Raw genomic sequence first — 15,160 nt, 5'->3', positions numbered from 1 at the left:
ATCCTTGTATTCCTTGGCCATGATTGCTTCTTGATTACCGGTTGGGTTGGGTTGCGTTGGGAGCGATGTCGGTGACGGTGGTCACGCCGCGCAAGCGCAGGGCGTAACCGTTGGGGTAGCGCAGATCCACCGACTGCAGCGCGCCCGCATAGCGTTCGGTGAGCTGGGACAGGGTGGCGCTGAAGCGGCGGGTGCGCGCGAGCAGTTCGTCGGGTGTGCCACGGCCCAGTTCGACCTGCGCGCCGTTGTCCAGCCGGGCGCGCCAGCCGCCACGCTCGGTGAGCTCCAGGCGCTCCAGGCCGAGTTCAAGCGGCGCCAGTTCGGCCTGCAGCGTCTGGTACACCGACCACACCTGGGCCGATTGCTGGAGTGGTCCGGCGAGTTCGGGCAGGTTGTCGCTGTCGTCGGGGCTGGCTTCAAACACTTCACCGAGTTCGTTCACCAGCCGGCCCGAGCCGGACTCGCCCCACCAGGCCACGGCCTGGTGCTCCTGCAGCGTCACGCGCAGGCGGTTGGGAAACTCGCGCTGCACCACGGCCTGGCGCACCCAGGGCACGGCCTCGAACAATTCGCGCACCTGCTGCAGGTCGATCGTGAGGAAGCTGCTCGAGAGGCGCGTCTTCATCTGCGTGGCCAGCTGCGCGCGAAAGCTCACGGCGTTCTGGTGCACCACATCGCCCTGCACCGTGATGGCCTGGACCGTCCACACCGGGTGGCGCACCAGCCAGGTACCCAAGGCGCCCAGGCACAGCACGGCAAACAGCACGATCAGCGCTTGCGTGAGCGCGGTCATGAGCTTGACGTCCAGGGGCATGGGGGGGGTGGCCATGTGGTGTGCTGCGATCAGGCCGGGTTGTCCAGCGCGGCGGTGGCGAGCACCGACACGCACAGGTCTTCGTACGACAGGCCGGTGGCGCGGGCCGACATGGGCACCAGCGAATGACCAGTCATGCCGGGCGAGGTGTTGATCTCCAGCAGGTACGGCTTGCGCGTGGCGGCGTCGATCATCACGTCGGCGCGCGCCCAGCCGCGGCAGTCCAGCGTGCGAAAGGCCTGCAGCACCAGCGACTGGATCACCGCCTCTTCACCCTCAGGCAGACCACAGGGCACGAGGTATTTGGTGTCGTCGGTGAAGTACTTGTTCTGGTAGTCGTAGTTGCCGTCGGGCGCGACGATGCGGATCACCGGCAGGGCTTTCGCGGTGTCTCCCGTGCCGAGCACCGGGCAGGTCACTTCGTCGCCGGCAATGAACTGCTCGCACATCACCAGCGGGTCCTGTTTGACAGCGATTTCGTAGGCGGCGGCGCACTGTGCTTCGCTCGTGACTTTGGTGAGGCCGATGGTCGAGCCCTCGCGCACGGGCTTCACGATCATGGGTGAGCCCAAGGCGCGGTACGCGGCCACGGTTTGTTCTGCGCTGTGCACCTGGCGCCAGGCCGGCGTGGCCAAGCCTTCGGCGAGCCAGATGCGTTTGGTCATGAGCTTGTCCATGGCCACGCTGGATGCCATCACACCGGGGCCGGTGTAGGGGATGCCCAGCAATTCGAGGGCGCCCTGCACCGTGCCGTCTTCACCGAAGCGGCCGTGCAGCGCGATGAAACAACGGTCGAAGCCTTCGCGCTTCAACTCGTCCAGGCTGCGCTCGGTCGGGTCGAAGGCGTGGGCGTCCACGCCCTTCGATTTGAGCGCAGCCAGCACGCCAGTGCCCGACATCAACGAGACCTCGCGTTCGGCCGAACGACCGCCCATCAAAACGGCCACCTTGCCCAGTGCCTTCGGATCGATCACTGCGTTGTCCTTTGTCTTCACGATGTGCTTTCCTGCGCCAGTTCCATCACGCGGCCAGCCACGGCACCCACGGTGCCTGCGCCCATGCACAGGACCACGTCGCCGTCCTGCGCGTTGTCCAGCACGGCCTGGGGCATGGCGTTGATGTCATCCACAAACACCGGCTCCAGCTTGCCGGCCACGCGCAGCGCACGCGCCAGCGAACGGCCGTCGGCCGCCACGATGGGGCTCTCGCCGGCGGCGTAGACCTCGGCCAGCAGCACCGCGTCGGCGTGGTTGATCACCTTCACGAAATCCTCAAAACAATCGCGCGTGCGGGTGTAGCGGTGCGGCTGGAAAGCCAGCACCAGGCGGCGGCCCGGGTAAGCACCGCGCGCCGCGGCCAGCGTGGCCGCCATCTCCACCGGGTGGTGGCCGTAGTCGTCGACCACGGTGCAGTGGCCACCGTGGGGCAGCGCGGCTTCGCCGTAGCGCTGGAAGCGCCGGCCCACACCCTTGAAGTCGGCCAGCGCCTGCACCACCGCCGCGTCGTCCACACCCAGCTCCACCGCGATGCCGATGGCGGCCAGTGCGTTGAGCACGTTGTGGTCGCCCGGCAGGTTGAGCACCACGTCGAGGTCGGGCAGCTCCACGCCGTTGCGGCGCTGCACGGTGAAGTGCATCTGCGTGCCGACCGCGCGCACGTTGATGGCACGCACCTGCGCGTCTTCAGAAAAGCCGTAGCTGGTGATGGGCCGCGCGATCAGCGGCAGGATTTCGCGGATCGCCGCGTCGTCCACGCAGACCACGGCCGCGCCGTAGAACGGCATGCGGTGCAAAAACTCCACGAACGCGGCCTTGAGCTTGCCGAAGTCGTGGCCGTAGGTGTCCATGTGGTCGGCGTCGATGTTGGTCACCACCGACAGCACGGGCAGCAGGTTCAGGAACGAAGCGTCGGACTCGTCAGCCTCGACCACGATGTACTCGCCCGAGCCCAGCGCCGCATTGACACCAGCGCTGTTGAGGCGGCCCCCGATCACGTAGGTCGGGTCGAGCTCGGCGGCCGCCAGCACACTGGCGACCAGGCTGGTGGTGGTGGTCTTGCCGTGCGTGCCAGCAATCGCCACGCCCTTTTTCATGCGCATCAGCTCGGCCAGCATCACCGCGCGCGGCACCACCGGCACCAGCTTGGCGTGGGCGGCCACCACCTCGGGGTTGTCTTCCTTCACCGCGGTGGAGGTGACGATGGCGTCTGCGCCTTCGATGTGCGCGGCGTCGTGGCCGATGAAGACCTCGGCACCCAATGCGACCAGCCGGCGCGTGACCGTGCTCTCGCCCAGGTCGCTGCCGGAAATGCGGTAACCCTGGTTGAGCAGCACCTCGGCGATGCCGTTCATGCCGGCGCCGCCAATGCCAACGAAATGAATATGGCGAATGGCATGTTTCATGACATGAGCCCTTCGCCACATTTCATGGCATTGGCGGGAACCGCCCTGCACAGACCAGGCTTGGGCTGTGCTTCCGAATACTCGACAAAGTGGATGTGGCGAATGGCGTGTTTCATGGGGTCTGGACTTTCGCGAGTTGCTCGCAGGCGGACACCACGGCCGCCACGGCTTCTGTTTTTTGCATCTGTTTGGCCTTCCCGGCCATGGCCACCAGCTGGTCGCGCTGCAGGCTTTGCAAACGGTGCGCGAGCTGCTGGGGACTGAGTTCTTTTTGCGGCACCAGCCAGGCCGCGCCCGCGTCCACCAGGAAACGGGCGTTGGTGGTCTGGTGGTCGTCCACGGCGGATGGGAAGGGCACGAAGAGTGCGGCCGCACCCACGGCGGCGATCTCGGTCACGGTGCTGGCGCCGCTGCGGCAGACGATGAGGTCGGCATCGGCAAAGGCCTGGGCGGTGTCGTCGATGAAGGGCGTGAGTTCGGCGTGCACGCCGGCGGCGATGTAGTTGGCGCGAAGGGCGTCGATCTGTTTTTCACCGCTCTGGTGGACCACCGTCGGGCGTTGTGGCTCGGGGATCAGGGCGAGTGCCTGCGGCACCACGTCGTTGAGCGCCTTCGCACCCAGGCTGCCACCCACCACCAGCAGGCGCAGCGGGCCGCTGCGGCCGGCGAAACGCTCGGCCGGTGCGGGCTGGTGCAGGAACGGCGCACGAAGCGGGTTGCCCACCCACTGCGCCTTCTTGAACACGTTGGGGAACGCGGTGAACACCCGGTCGGCCACGCCGGCCAGCACCTTGTTGGCCATACCGGCCACCGAGTTCTGTTCGTGCAACACCAGCGGTTTGCCGGCGAGCACACCCATCATCCCGCCGGGGAAACTGATGTAGCCGCCCAGGCCCACGACCACGTCGGGCTTCACACGGCGCACCACCTGCAGGGCTTGCCAGAAGGCGCGCAGCAGGCGCAGCGGCAGCAGCGCCAGTGTGACCACGCCCTTGCCGCGCACGCCACCGAAGTCGATGGTTTCCAGCGCAAAGCCGCGCGGGGGCACGAGCCGGCTTTCCATGCTGGCGGGTGCGCCCAGCCAGTGCACACGCCAGCCGCGTTCGCGCAGAGCCTCAGCCACAGCCAGGCCGGGGAAGATGTGTCCGCCGGTACCGCCGGCCATGATCAACGCGCAGGGAGCCGTCATGAGCGACCTCCCTTCATCATCTGGCGGTTTTCGTAGTCCACGCGCAGAACAATCGCGATGGCCACCAGATTCAGCAAGATCGCAGAGCCGCCATAACTCATCAACGGCAAGGTGAGACCCTTGGTGGGCAGAGCGCCGAGGTTCACCCCGATGTTGATGAAGGCCTGAAAGCCCATCCACAGGCCCACGCCCTGCGCCACCAGACCGGCAAACACCTGGTCCAGCGCAATGGCCTGGCGGCCGATGTGCATGATGCGGCGCGTGAGCCAGAGGAACAGGCCGATGAGCACCAGCACGCCAAGCAGGCCGAACTCCTCGCCGATCACGGCGAGCAGAAAGTCGGTGTGGGCTTCGGGCAGCCAGTGCAGTTTTTCCACGCTGCCACCCAGGCCAACGCCGAAGATCTCGCCACGACCGAACGCGATCAGCGAGTGCGAAAGCTGGTAACCCTTGCCCAGCGCGTGCTCCACGCTCCAGGGATCGAGGTAGGCAAAGATGCGTTCGCGGCGCCAGTCGCTGGCCATGATCATCAGCGCGAAGGCCGACACCACCACCGCCGCGATCAGGAAGAACATGCGCGCGTTCACGCCGCCCAGGAACAGGATGCCCATGGCGATCACCACGATCACCATGAAGGCGCCCATGTCGGGCTCGGCCAGCAGCAGCATGCCCACCACCGCCACCGCCACCGCCATCGGCGTCACCGCCTGGAAGAAGCGCTGCTTCACGTCCATCTTGCGCACCATGTAGTCGGCCGCGTAGAGCAACACGGCCAGCTTGGCGAGCTCGGACGGCTGGAAATTCATGATGCCCAGCGAGATCCAGCGGCGCGCACCGTTCACACCCTTGCCGATGAAGGGGAACAGCACCAGCACGAGCAGCACCAGGGCCACGGCGAACATCCAGGGCGCCATCTTTTCCCAGCTGCGCACGGGGAACTGGAACGCCACCACGGCCGCGACCAGGCCGATGGAGATCGAGATGGCATGGCGCATCACGAAGTGGGTGTGGGCGTAGTTGGCAAAGCGCGGGTTGTCGGGCAGTGCGATCGACGCCGAATACACCATCACCAGGCCCCAGGCGAGCAAGGCCACCACCACCCACAGCAGCGGCTGGTCAAAACCGAGTTCGCGCACGGCCACGTTGCGCGTGCCGGCGTAGGTGCGGTTGGACAGTCGCACCGGCAGGCCGTCGCGCGACGAGCCGCCGGCCAGCGCACCAGCCAGGTCGCGGCCCAACAGGCGCGGGTTGAGCGCGGCCAGGCCTTCGCGCAGGCGCTGCGACCAGCTCAGGGTGGGCACGGCTTTTTTCTTCACAGGCCGCTCTCCAGGCTCATGCCGCGCTCGGTGGCGAGGTCGGACACGGCGCTCACGAACACACGGGCACGGTGCTCGTAGTTGTCAAACATGTCCAGGCTGGCGCAGGCGGGTGACATCAGCACCGCGTCGCCCGAGCGGGCCTGTTGCGCGGCCAGCGCCACCGCCTCGGGCAGCGTGGCGGCGTCTAGCTGGGGAATGTGTGCGTCGGCCAAGGCTTCGCCGACCGCTTCGCGGATGCGCCCGGCATCGCGACCGATGTAGACCACAGCGCGCGCAAAACGCGCCAGCGGTGCGGCCAGCGGTGCAAAGTCCTGCCCCTTGCCGTCGCCACCCAGAATCACCACCAGCCGGCGCTCGGCGCCCAGGCCGTTGACTGCTGCCAGCGTGGCACCCACGTTGGTGCCCTTGCTGTCATCGAAGTACTCGACCTCGTCGATGATGGCCACCGGCTCCACGCGGTGCGGCTCACCGCGGTACTCGCGCAGGCCGTGCAGCATGGGGCCCAGGGCGGCGCCGGTGGAGCTGGCCAGCGCCAGCGCGGCCAGCGCGTTGGCGGCGTTGTGGCGGCCGCGGATGCGCAGTGCGTCCACGGGCATGAGCCTTTGAAAGTAAATTTCTTCCTGAATCATGGGTGCCCCCACGCTTGTCGCTGCGCGTACTGCGCTGCCCCCCGAGGGGGCTGCCGCGCCTTGGGGCGGCCCGGCGGCGCGGCGGCCTGTCGAGCGTGTCTCGTCCAGCGCCAACGCACGCACCAGCCAGGCCATGCCGTTGAGCGTTTCGATGCCCCAGTCGCCCGCGCGTGTGGGCGTGTCCAGACCAAAGCTGGCCCAGGGCCGCGCGCTCTGCTGGCGGTTGCGGTTGCCCACCTTCACGGTCACCAGGCCGGGCTGCAGCGCCATCACCTGCGGGTCGTCGCGGTTGAGCAGCATCAGCGCCTGCGTGCCGAACACAGCAGCCTTGGCCTGCGTGTAGGCGGCCATGCTGCCGTGCCAGTCGAGGTGGTCTTCGGTGATGTTGAGCACGCTGGCCGCGGTGGGCACGCGGTCCCAGTCGCTGCCGGCGGCGCCGTCGAGCTGGAAGCTGGAGAGCTCCAGCACCCACACCCGGGGCAGGTGCAACGGCTGGGGCGGTTGGATGGGAGGCGGCACGAGCATGACCGTGCTGTCTTCATCGGCGTCGACAGCGGGCACGGGTGCTTCTTCGTCAGCGGGATCGATCTCGTCGATCGTCTCGGCTTCTTCGTTCACCGGCGGAGCCACCACCACCGGCACTTCGACCAGGGCCTCGGCAGCCGCGCGTTCGTCGTCGGCCCGCTGCGCCACGGCCTCGGCATCGAGCGCGGCGGACAACACGTCCAGCAGGGCCGGTCCGATGTTGCCGGCCATGGCCACGGGCACACCCGCACGCTGCAGCAGCAAGGTGGTGAGCGACGTGACGGTGGTCTTGCCGTTGGTGCCGGTGATGGCCAGCACCTGGGGGCGGTACGGCAGGCGCTCGCGCTCGGCCAGTGCCTTCAAGGCGCGGGCGAAGAGACCCAGCTCACCGAGCACGGCCACGTTGTGCGCCTGCGCCCAGCCAAGCACGGTCTGCAGCGAGGCGGGTGCCAGGCCCGGGCTGCGCGCGATCAGCGTCCAGGCGCCGCGCGCCATCAATGCCTCGTCGAAGGCACCGCTGACGAAAGTTGCTTGCGGGCACTCGGTGCGCAAGGCCGCGAGTTGTGGCGGCTGCTCGCGCGTGTCGGCCACGGTCACGTTCGCACCCTGGCGCGCGCACCAGCGCGCCATGGCCAGGCCAGAGGCGCCCAGGCCGAGGATGAGGACGTGCTGGTCGTGCATGTTCAACGCAACTTGAGGGTGGACAGGCCCACCAGGCACAACAGCATGGTGATGATCCAGAAGCGCACGACGACCTGCGTTTCCTTCCAGCCCTTTTTCTCGAAGTGGTGGTGCAGCGGCGCCATCTGGAACAGGCGGCGACCGGTGCCATAACGGCGCTTGGTGTACTTGAACCAGGTCACCTGCAACATGACCGACAGCGCTTCGACCACGAAGATGCCGCCCATGATGGCGAGCACGATCTCTTGCCGGACGATCACGGCGATGGTGCCCAGCGCACCGCCGAGCGCGAGCGCGCCGACGTCACCCATGAACACCTGCGCCGGGTGGGTGTTGAACCACAGAAAGGCCAGGCCCGCACCGGCCATGGCCGCGCAGAAGATCAACAACTCACCCGCACCCGGGATGTGCGGCAGGAGCAGGTATTTCGCAAACACCACGTTGCCGGTGACGTAGGCGAACACACCCAGGGCCGAGCCCACCATCACCACCGGCATGATGGCCAGACCGTCCAGACCGTCGGTGAGGTTGACGGCGTTGCTCGATCCGACGATGACGAGATACGTCATGACCACGAAGCCGAACACGCCCAGCGGGTAGCTGATCTCCTTGAAGAAAGGCACGAGCAGGCCGGCTTGCGGCGGCAAGTCCAACGTGAAGCCCGACGACACCCAGGCAAAGAACAGCTGCAGCACCCGCAGGTTGCTGGTCTCGGACACGCTGAACACCAGGTAGAACGCAGCGACCAGACCGATGAGCGATTGCCAGAGGTACTTCTCGCGCGAGCGCATGCCCTCGGGGTCCTTGTGCACGACCTTGCGCCAGTCGTCCACCCAGCCGATGGCGCCAAAGCCCAAGGTGACCAGCAGCACGATCCACACGAAGCGGTTGGACAGGTCGAACCAGAGGATGGTGGAGACCGCGATGGAAAACAGGATCAGCACACCGCCCATGGTGGGCGTGCCGCCCTTGCTGATGTGGGTCTGCATCGCGTATTCGCGGATCGGCTGGCCGATCTTCAGCGCGGCCAGGCGGCGGATGAAATACGGACCGGCGGCCAGGCCCATGAGCAGCGCGGTGAGCGCGGCCATGACGGCGCGAAACGTCAGGTACTGGAACACCCGCAGGAAACCGAAATCGGGCGACAGGCCTTGCAGCCAGAGGGCCAGGCTAGGCAGCATGGGCGTTGTCCTTCTTGTTGTTGTCTTGTGCGGGGTCCAGCGCCAGCAGGGCGTGCACCACACGTTCGGTGCGCATGAAGCGCGAGCCCTTGACCAGCACGCTCTGGAACACCGGGCGGTCGTCGCTCACGGCGGCGCACACCGCGCCGGCCATGGCGGGCACCTCGTTCCAGTGCGTCACGGCCGGCCACACCGGTGCGGCCTGGCGCATCCAGTCGCCGGCCACGTGCACGGCTTCAATGCCGCGATCGCGCGCGTGGCGCAGCACCTCTTCGTGGAACGCGAGACCTTGCTCGCCCACCTCGCCCATGTCGCCCAGCACCAGCAGGCGCGGCGCGGGCAGCTCGGCCAGCACGTCGATGGCGGCGCGCACCGAGTCGGGGTTGGCGTTGTAGGTGTCGTCGATCAGGGTGATGGTGCGTCCGTGCAGGCGCAAGGCCAGCGCGCGCGAGCGGCCACCGACTGGCTCGAACGCATCGAGTCCGCGCACCACGGCGTCGAGCTTCACACCCGCGGCGAGCGCGCAGGCCGTGGCCGCGAGCGCATTGCGCACGTTGTGCCGGCCGGCGATCTGCAGGTGCACCGTGCCTTTGCCGGCCGGTGAGGTGAAGCACAGCGTCCAGGCGCCACCCTGCCAGTCGGCCTTGACGGCCGCCACGTCGGCAGACGGGTCGGTGTCGCTGAAGGTCATGACGCGGCGGCCGGCGGCCAGCCCACGCCACAGCGGCGTGTACGCATCGTCGGACGGGAACACGGCCACACCGTCGTCTGCGAGCGCCTGGATGACCCGGCCGTTTTCCAGCGCCACGGCTTCCACCGTGGCCATGAACTCCTGGTGCTCGCGCTGCGCGTTGTTCACCAGTGCCACCGTGGGCCGGGTGAGCGCGGCGAGTTCGGCGATTTCACCGGGGTGGTTCATGCCGAGCTCGACCACCGAGAGCTTGTTCGAAGCGTTCAGCCGCAGCAGCGTGAGCGGCACGCCGATGTCGTTGTTGAAGTTGCCCTGCGTGGCGTGGGCCGCATCGCCTGCGGCAGCGCGCAGGATGGACGCGATCATCTGCGTCACGGTGGTCTTGCCGTTGCTGCCGGTCACGGCAATCAGCGGCATGAGGAACTGCTGGCGCCACAGCAGCGCGAGTTCACCGAGCGCGCGGCGCGTGTCGGGCACTTCCACGCCGGGCAGGCCGGCCTCGGCCAAGCCGCTGTGCGCGATGGCGGCCACCGCGCCTTGTGCGGCGGCCTGCGGCAGGAAGTCGTGCGCATCGAATCGCTCACCCTTCAAGGCCACAAACAGGTCGCCCGGCTGCAGGCTGCGGGTGTCGGTGTGCACGCGGGTGATCGCCACATCGGGTTGACCCACCACGCGGGCACCGCTGAGCTGCGAGAGCAACTGGCCGAGCGTCTTCATGCGGCGGCTCCCTGCGCTGCGCGGGCGGCCAGCGCCTGCCGTGCGTGGACCAGATCGGAGAACGGCGTCTTCACGCCTTGCACGTCCTGGTAGTCCTCGTGGCCCTTGCCGGCGATCAGCACCACGTCGGCGGCATGCGCACGCGCGACGGCGATGGCAATGGCGGCAGCGCGGTCGGGTTCGACCAGAGCCGCGCCGGGGTGCGACAGGCCCGGGACCATCTGGCCCAGGATGTGGATCGGGTCTTCGCTGCGCGGGTTGTCGCTGGTGAGCACAGCCTGCGTGGCTTCGCGCTCGGCCACTGCGGCCATGAGCGGGCGTTTGCCGGCATCGCGGTCACCGCCACAACCCACCACCACCCAGAGGGCACCGCCGCGCCGCGCCACCAGCGGCTGCAGGGCCTGCAGCGCTTTCTCCAACGCATCGGGCGTGTGGGCGTAGTCCACCAGCACCAGAGGTTGATTGGCTGCCGCGGCTTCGGCCTGCTCCATGCGGCCAGGCACCGGGGTGAGTGCACTGCAGGCCTTCACCGCCTGCTGCAGCGACACGCCCAGCGCACGCGCCGAGGCCAGCACACACAGCAGGTTGGACACGTTGTAGCGGCCGACCAAGGGCACCTGCAGGCTGTGGCGATCGAGCTCCGCGCCCTGCGCGTCCCGCTCGACAACTTCAAAGGCCATGCCGGCGTGGGTGAACTGGATGTCCACGGCGTTCAGGCGCGCGGGGGATTCGATGCCCACGGTCCACAGATCAAGCGCACGCGAGGCCAACCGGGTTGCCAGTTGAGCGCCGCGCGCATCGTCGGTGTTGACCACCGCAGCGGCCAGCCTCGGCCAGTCGAACAAGGCGGCCTTGGCGTCCCAGTAGGCGTCCATGCTGCCGTGGAAGTCGAGGTGGTCCTGGGTGAAGTTGGTGAACACGGCCACGCGCACCTGCGTGGCGTTCAGGCGGCCTTCGACCAGGCCGATGGATGAGGCTTCGATGGCGCAGGCCTTCAGGCCTTCGTCCACAAAGGAGCGCAGTTGCTGCTGCAGCATCACCGGGTCGGGCGTGGTGAGCCCCGTGGGCACCAGCGGCGTGCCGGGCTGGCCCATGCCCAGCGTGCCGACCACGGCGCAGGGGCGCGCGCAGACCGAGAGCAGTTGTGCGGTCCACCAGGCACAGGACGTTTTTCCGTTGGTGCCGGTGATGGCGAGCACGTCGAGCGCGGCGCTCGGGTGGTCGCTGAATTCGCTGGCGATGGCGCCGGCCTTTGTCTTCAGGTCGGGCACAGACAGCACGCGCGCATCGTCCAGTGCAAACGCCTCAACACCGTCCCGCTCGACCAGCGCAGCCACGGCGCCCGACGCCAACGCAGCGTTCACGTAGCGGCGACCATCGGTGGCCGCCCCGGGCCAGGCCACAAAACCATCACCCGCCTGCAGGCGGCGGCTGTCGCACTGCAGCGCACCGGTCACGTTCGCTCGCAACCAGGCGGCGATGTCTTGGGGTTGGTCCATCGTCCGCATCAGAACGACTCCTCGACCACGTCGGTGACGATCTGCGGCTTCACGCTCATGTCGGGCTGCACACCGAGGATGCGCAGGGTCTGCTGCACCGTCTCGCTGAACACCGGTGCGGCCACCAGGCCCCCGTAGTACTGGCCATTGCCCGGTTCGTCCACCATCACCGCCACCACGATGCGAGGCGATTCCACCGGTGCCAGGCCCACGAAGAAGCTGCGGTACTTCTTGTCGGCGTAGCCCTTGCCTTCCTGCTTGCGCGCCGTGCCCGACTTGCCGCCCACCGAGTAACCCATGGTCTGCGCGCGCGAGCCGGTGCCACCAGGCCCGGCGGCCAACTGCAGCATGGCGCGCACGGCCACCGCGTTCTTGTCGCTGAACACGCGCACGCCGCTCACCGGCTCGCTGGACTTCTGCAGCGTCACCGGGATCAGCTCGCCGTCCCGCGCAAAGACGGTGTAGGCCTGCGCGAGCTGGAACAGCGAGGCCGAGAGGCCGTAGCCGTAGCTCATGGTGGCCTGCTCGATCGGGCGCCAGGTTTTGTAAGGGCGCAAGCGGCCGGTCACGGCGCCGGGAAACGGCACCTGCGGCTTCTGCCCGAAACCGGCCTGGGCGTAGGTCTCCCACATCTCGCGCGGGCTCATCTGCATGGCCAGCTTCACCGTGCCCACGTTGCTCGATTTCTGGATCACCTGCGAGACGGTGAGCACATCGTTCGGGTGCGAGTCGGTGATGGTGGAGCCACCGATGGAAATGCGGCCCGGCGCGGTGTTGATCGGCGTGTTGGGCGTGACCATGCCCTTGTCCAGCGCCAGCGCGGTGATGAAGGGCTTCATCGTCGAGCCGGGCTCGAAGCTGTCGGTGAGCACGCGGTTGCGCAGCTGCTCACCGCTGAGGTTCACGCGCCGGTTGGGGTTGTAGCTCGGGTAGTTGGCCAGGGCCAGCACCTCGCCGGTCTGGGTGTCGAGCACCACCACGCTGCCCGCGCGCGCCTTGTGCGTCTGCACCGCCTCCTTGAGCTTCTGGTAGGCGAAGTACTGCACCTTGCTGTCGATGGAGAGCTGCAAATCGGGGCCGTCCACCGGCGGCACCACGTCGCGCACGTCTTCCACCACACGGCCCAGGCGGTCCTTGATCACGCGGCGCGAGCCGTTCTTGCCCGAGAGCTGCTGGTTGAACGCCAGCTCCACACCCTCTTGCCCGCGGTCTTCCACGCTGGTGAAACCGACCACGTGCGCGGCCGCTTCGCCTTCGGGGTATTGACGCTTGTATTCGCGGCGCTGGTGGAAGCCCTTGATGCCCAGCGCGGCGATTTCCTTGGCCACCGGCTCGTCCACCTGGCGCTTGATCCACACAAAGGTCTTGTCGTCCACGGCCAGGCGCTTGCGCAGGTCGGCCAGCGGCATCTCCAGCAGCTTGGCCAACTGGCGCAGCTTGGGATCGGCGCGGTCCACGTCTTCGGGAATCGCCCAGATGCTTTGCGCCACCACGCTGGAGGCCAGGATGAGACCGTTGCGGTCCAGCACGCGCCCGCGGTTGGCCGGCAGCTCCAGCGTGCGGGCAAAACGCACCTCGCCCTGGCGCTGGAAGAAGTCGTTGCCGAACACCTGCACGTACGCGGCGCGCCCGGCGAGACCCGCGAACGCCATGGCCAGCGCCGCCACGATGAACTTGCTGCGCCACACCGGCGTCTTGCTGGCCAGCAGCGGGCTGGCGCTGTAGTTGATGCTGCGGCTCATTTGGCGGCGGCCTCCGCTGGCACGGAAGGCTCGAACACCGTCACGTACTGCGTCACACCGGGCGTGACCGGGCGCATCTGCAACTGGCGCGTGGCCAGCTGCTGAACGCGGGCGGGCGTGGCCTGCGCGCGCTTTTGCACCTGCAGTTGCTCGTGTTCAGCATCGAGCTTGCGCGACTGCGCCTGCGTGCGGTCGAGCGCGGCGTACAGCCGACGCGACTCGTACTGCGTGTGCACCAGGTAGAAGGCGCTGGCGATCACGGCGAGCAGCAGCACGAGGTTGAGTCGGATCACGGTGCAGCCTCGGTTCTTTCGGCCACGCGCATCACCGCGCTGCGCGAACGTGGGTTGCCTTTGACTTCCTCGTCCGACGGCATCACGCGCTTCAAGCCCCGCAGCGCCATGGGCGCGGGTTCGGCGAACGGCACGCGGCGGTCCACCACGGCGCGCGAATGGCGCGCCATGAACTGCTTGACCATGCGGTCTTCGAGCGAGTGGAAGCTGATCACCACGAGGTGTCCTGTGGGGCGCAAGACGTGCAGGCTGGCTTCTAGCGCTTGTTGCAGCTCTTCAAGCTCGGCGTTGATGAAAATCCGAAAAGCCTGAAATGTGCGCGTTGCAGGGTCCTTGCCCGGCTCGCGGGTTTTGACCGCGCCAGCCACGACTTCGGCCAGCTCACGGGTGGTTCGAAAAGGGCCCCGTTCCTGTCGGCGACGATCAATCGCCTTTGCAATCGGTTGAGCAAACCGTTCTTCGCCATAGTCACGGATGACCTCCGACAGGGTTGAAACTTCGGCCGTTTCCAGCCACTGAGCCACGCTCTGGCCGCGCGTGGTGTCCATGCGCATGTCCAGGGGGCCATCGTTGCGAAAAGAAAAACCCCTCTCGGGGTCGTCGATCTGTGGCGAGCTCACGCCGAGGTCCATGAGCACCCCGTCCACGCTGGCAGCCCCCAGTTCGCCCAAGTGCGCAAAGCCCTCGTGGCGGATGGAAATCCGTGCATCGTTGGCGGCCAGCGCTTGAGCAGCCTCCACCGCCTGCGGATCTTTGTCGAAGACGGTCAGCCGCCCTTGACGGGACAACTGCTCGAGGATGAGACGCGAATGACCGCCGCGCCCGAAGGTGGCGTCCACATAGTGACCGTCCGGGTTGATCGCCAGTGCTTGCACGGCTTCGTTCAACAGGACGGTTTGGTGAATCCATGTGCCTTGCACCATCGCCCTTAGAAAGAGAAGTCCTTGAAGACATCGGGCATGTCGGCCTTCATGGCTTCGGCTTCCTGGGCGGCGTACAGCTGCGCGTCCCACAGTTCGAAATAGGCGCCCATGCCGAGCAGCACGACGTCTTTGGTGATGCCGGCACCCGCGCGCAGCTCGGGCGAGACGAGCACGCGGCCGGTGCCGTCCATCTCCACGTCCATGGCGTTGCCCAGAAAAATACGCTTCCACCACTGCGCCTGCATGGGCAGCGATGCAATGCGATCGCGAAACTGCTCCCACGCGCTGCGCGGGAAAATCATCAGACAGCCGTGGGGGTGTTTGGTGATGGTGAGCTGGCTCGCAGCCGCGCTCAGGGCGTCACGGTGCCGGGTGGGCACCGAGAGCCGACCCTTGGCGTCGAGACTGAGAGAAGAAGCACCCTGAAACACCGCGATCAATCCTTGGAAAACACTTTTCACCACTTAAATGCACTTTTTTCCACTTTATCAGGAAAACCCAGGCGTGCAACTCGGCGGCGACAAATTTTTTCCAATGAAATCAACCACTTAGGATA

The 15,160-nt window shown here is 67.2% G+C and carries 13 protein-coding genes; all 13 read right to left on the bottom strand.

Features of this window, described 5'->3' with window-relative positions:
* Nucleotides 1-34 precede the first annotated feature (34 nt).
* The 13 genes from ACN4F8_RS01995 to mraZ all read right to left on the bottom strand — a co-directional run bounded on the left by ACN4F8_RS01995 (nucleotide 35) and on the right by mraZ (nucleotide 15,035).
* Nucleotides 35-829, bottom strand: a complete 795-nt coding sequence (locus ACN4F8_RS01995) for a cell division protein FtsQ/DivIB (protein ID WP_419472046.1) — start codon at nucleotides 827-829, stop codon at nucleotides 35-37.
* 14 nt (nucleotides 830-843) lie between these two features.
* Nucleotides 844-1,809 (bottom strand): D-alanine--D-alanine ligase, encoded by a 966-nt coding sequence (locus ACN4F8_RS01990; protein ID WP_419472045.1) that lies wholly within the window; start codon nucleotides 1,807-1,809, stop codon nucleotides 844-846.
* On the bottom strand, nucleotides 1,806-3,215 hold the full coding sequence (gene murC / locus ACN4F8_RS01985; protein WP_419472044.1) for a UDP-N-acetylmuramate--L-alanine ligase: 1,410 nt from the start codon (nucleotides 3,213-3,215) through the stop codon (nucleotides 1,806-1,808). Before murC ends, ACN4F8_RS01990 begins: the two co-directional genes overlap by 4 nt.
* 112 nt (nucleotides 3,216-3,327) lie before the next feature.
* A complete protein-coding gene (gene murG, locus ACN4F8_RS01980) occupies nucleotides 3,328-4,404 on the bottom strand; it encodes an undecaprenyldiphospho-muramoylpentapeptide beta-N-acetylglucosaminyltransferase (protein WP_419472043.1) in 1,077 nt (358 codons plus the stop codon).
* Nucleotides 4,401-5,678, bottom strand: coding sequence for a putative lipid II flippase FtsW (gene ftsW, locus ACN4F8_RS01975; protein ID WP_419472048.1), 1,278 nt, complete (start codon nucleotides 5,676-5,678; stop codon nucleotides 4,401-4,403). Before ftsW ends, murG begins: the two co-directional genes overlap by 4 nt.
* Before the next feature lie 38 nt (nucleotides 5,679-5,716).
* Complete coding sequence (locus ACN4F8_RS01970) at nucleotides 5,717-7,558, bottom strand: Mur ligase family protein (RefSeq protein WP_419472042.1); 1,842 nt, start codon at nucleotides 7,556-7,558, stop codon at nucleotides 5,717-5,719.
* Between the two features lie 2 nt (nucleotides 7,559-7,560).
* Entirely contained in the window at nucleotides 7,561-8,739 is a 1,179-nt protein-coding gene (gene mraY, locus ACN4F8_RS01965; protein ID WP_419472041.1) for a phospho-N-acetylmuramoyl-pentapeptide-transferase, read from the bottom strand.
* Entirely contained in the window at nucleotides 8,729-10,147 is a 1,419-nt protein-coding gene (locus ACN4F8_RS01960) for a UDP-N-acetylmuramoyl-tripeptide--D-alanyl-D-alanine ligase (RefSeq protein ID WP_419472040.1), read from the bottom strand. Before ACN4F8_RS01960 ends, mraY begins: the two co-directional genes overlap by 11 nt.
* The gene (locus tag ACN4F8_RS01955) at nucleotides 10,144-11,655 is read right to left on the bottom strand and encodes a UDP-N-acetylmuramoyl-L-alanyl-D-glutamate--2,6-diaminopimelate ligase (protein ID WP_419472039.1); all 1,512 of its coding nucleotides are present in this window, start codon (nucleotides 11,653-11,655) and stop codon (nucleotides 10,144-10,146) included. The genes ACN4F8_RS01960 and ACN4F8_RS01955 overlap by 4 nt, the downstream gene beginning before the upstream one ends.
* Nucleotides 11,655-13,388: a peptidoglycan D,D-transpeptidase FtsI family protein gene (locus ACN4F8_RS01950; RefSeq protein WP_419472038.1), complete on the bottom strand. Its 1,734-nt coding sequence runs from the start codon at nucleotides 13,386-13,388 to the stop codon at nucleotides 11,655-11,657. Before ACN4F8_RS01950 ends, ACN4F8_RS01955 begins: the two co-directional genes overlap by 1 nt.
* A complete protein-coding gene (ftsL, locus tag ACN4F8_RS01945) occupies nucleotides 13,385-13,681 on the bottom strand; it encodes a cell division protein FtsL (protein ID WP_419472037.1) in 297 nt (98 codons plus the stop codon). The genes ACN4F8_RS01950 and ftsL overlap by 4 nt, the downstream gene beginning before the upstream one ends.
* Entirely contained in the window at nucleotides 13,678-14,604 is a 927-nt protein-coding gene (gene rsmH / locus ACN4F8_RS01940) for a 16S rRNA (cytosine(1402)-N(4))-methyltransferase RsmH (protein WP_419472036.1), read from the bottom strand. Before rsmH ends, ftsL begins: the two co-directional genes overlap by 4 nt.
* Nucleotides 14,605-14,609: 5 nt before the next feature.
* Nucleotides 14,610-15,035 carry a division/cell wall cluster transcriptional repressor MraZ gene (gene mraZ / locus ACN4F8_RS01935; RefSeq protein WP_419472047.1) on the bottom strand — a complete coding sequence of 142 codons (426 nt, stop codon included), beginning with the start codon at nucleotides 15,033-15,035 and terminating at the stop codon, nucleotides 14,610-14,612.
* Nucleotides 15,036-15,160: the final 125 nt, after the last annotated feature.

Origin of the sequence: Hydrogenophaga sp., from assembly GCF_048549895.1 — a bacterium.
Taxonomy (GTDB): domain Bacteria; phylum Pseudomonadota; class Gammaproteobacteria; order Burkholderiales; family Burkholderiaceae_C; genus Hydrogenophaga.
The sequence above is the reverse complement of the archived record's forward strand: the minus strand, read 5'-3'. Positions and strand labels throughout refer to the sequence as shown.

Bases quoted from the DNA above. Each gene is read 5' to 3' on its own strand.
- murC (WP_419472044.1), bottom strand. From the start codon at position 3,215: ATGAAACATGCCATTCGCCATATTCATTTCGTTGGCATTGGCGGCGCC.
- ACN4F8_RS01960 (WP_419472040.1), bottom strand. From the start codon at position 10,147: ATGAAGACGCTCGGCCAGTTGCTCTCGCAGCTCAGCGGTGCCCGCGTG.
- ACN4F8_RS01950 (WP_419472038.1), bottom strand. From the start codon at position 13,388: ATGAGCCGCAGCATCAACTACAGCGCCAGCCCGCTGCTGGCCAGCAAG.
- rsmH (WP_419472036.1), bottom strand. From the start codon at position 14,604: ATGGTGCAAGGCACATGGATTCACCAAACCGTCCTGTTGAACGAAGCC.
- ACN4F8_RS01955 (WP_419472039.1), bottom strand. From the start codon at position 11,655: ATGCGGACGATGGACCAACCCCAAGACATCGCCGCCTGGTTGCGAGCG.
- murG (WP_419472043.1), bottom strand. From the start codon at position 4,404: ATGACGGCTCCCTGCGCGTTGATCATGGCCGGCGGTACCGGCGGACAC.
- ACN4F8_RS01970 (WP_419472042.1), bottom strand. From the start codon at position 7,558: ATGCACGACCAGCACGTCCTCATCCTCGGCCTGGGCGCCTCTGGCCTG.
- ACN4F8_RS01995 (WP_419472046.1), bottom strand. From the start codon at position 829: ATGGCCACCCCCCCCATGCCCCTGGACGTCAAGCTCATGACCGCGCTC.
- mraY (WP_419472041.1), bottom strand. From the start codon at position 8,739: ATGCTGCCTAGCCTGGCCCTCTGGCTGCAAGGCCTGTCGCCCGATTTC.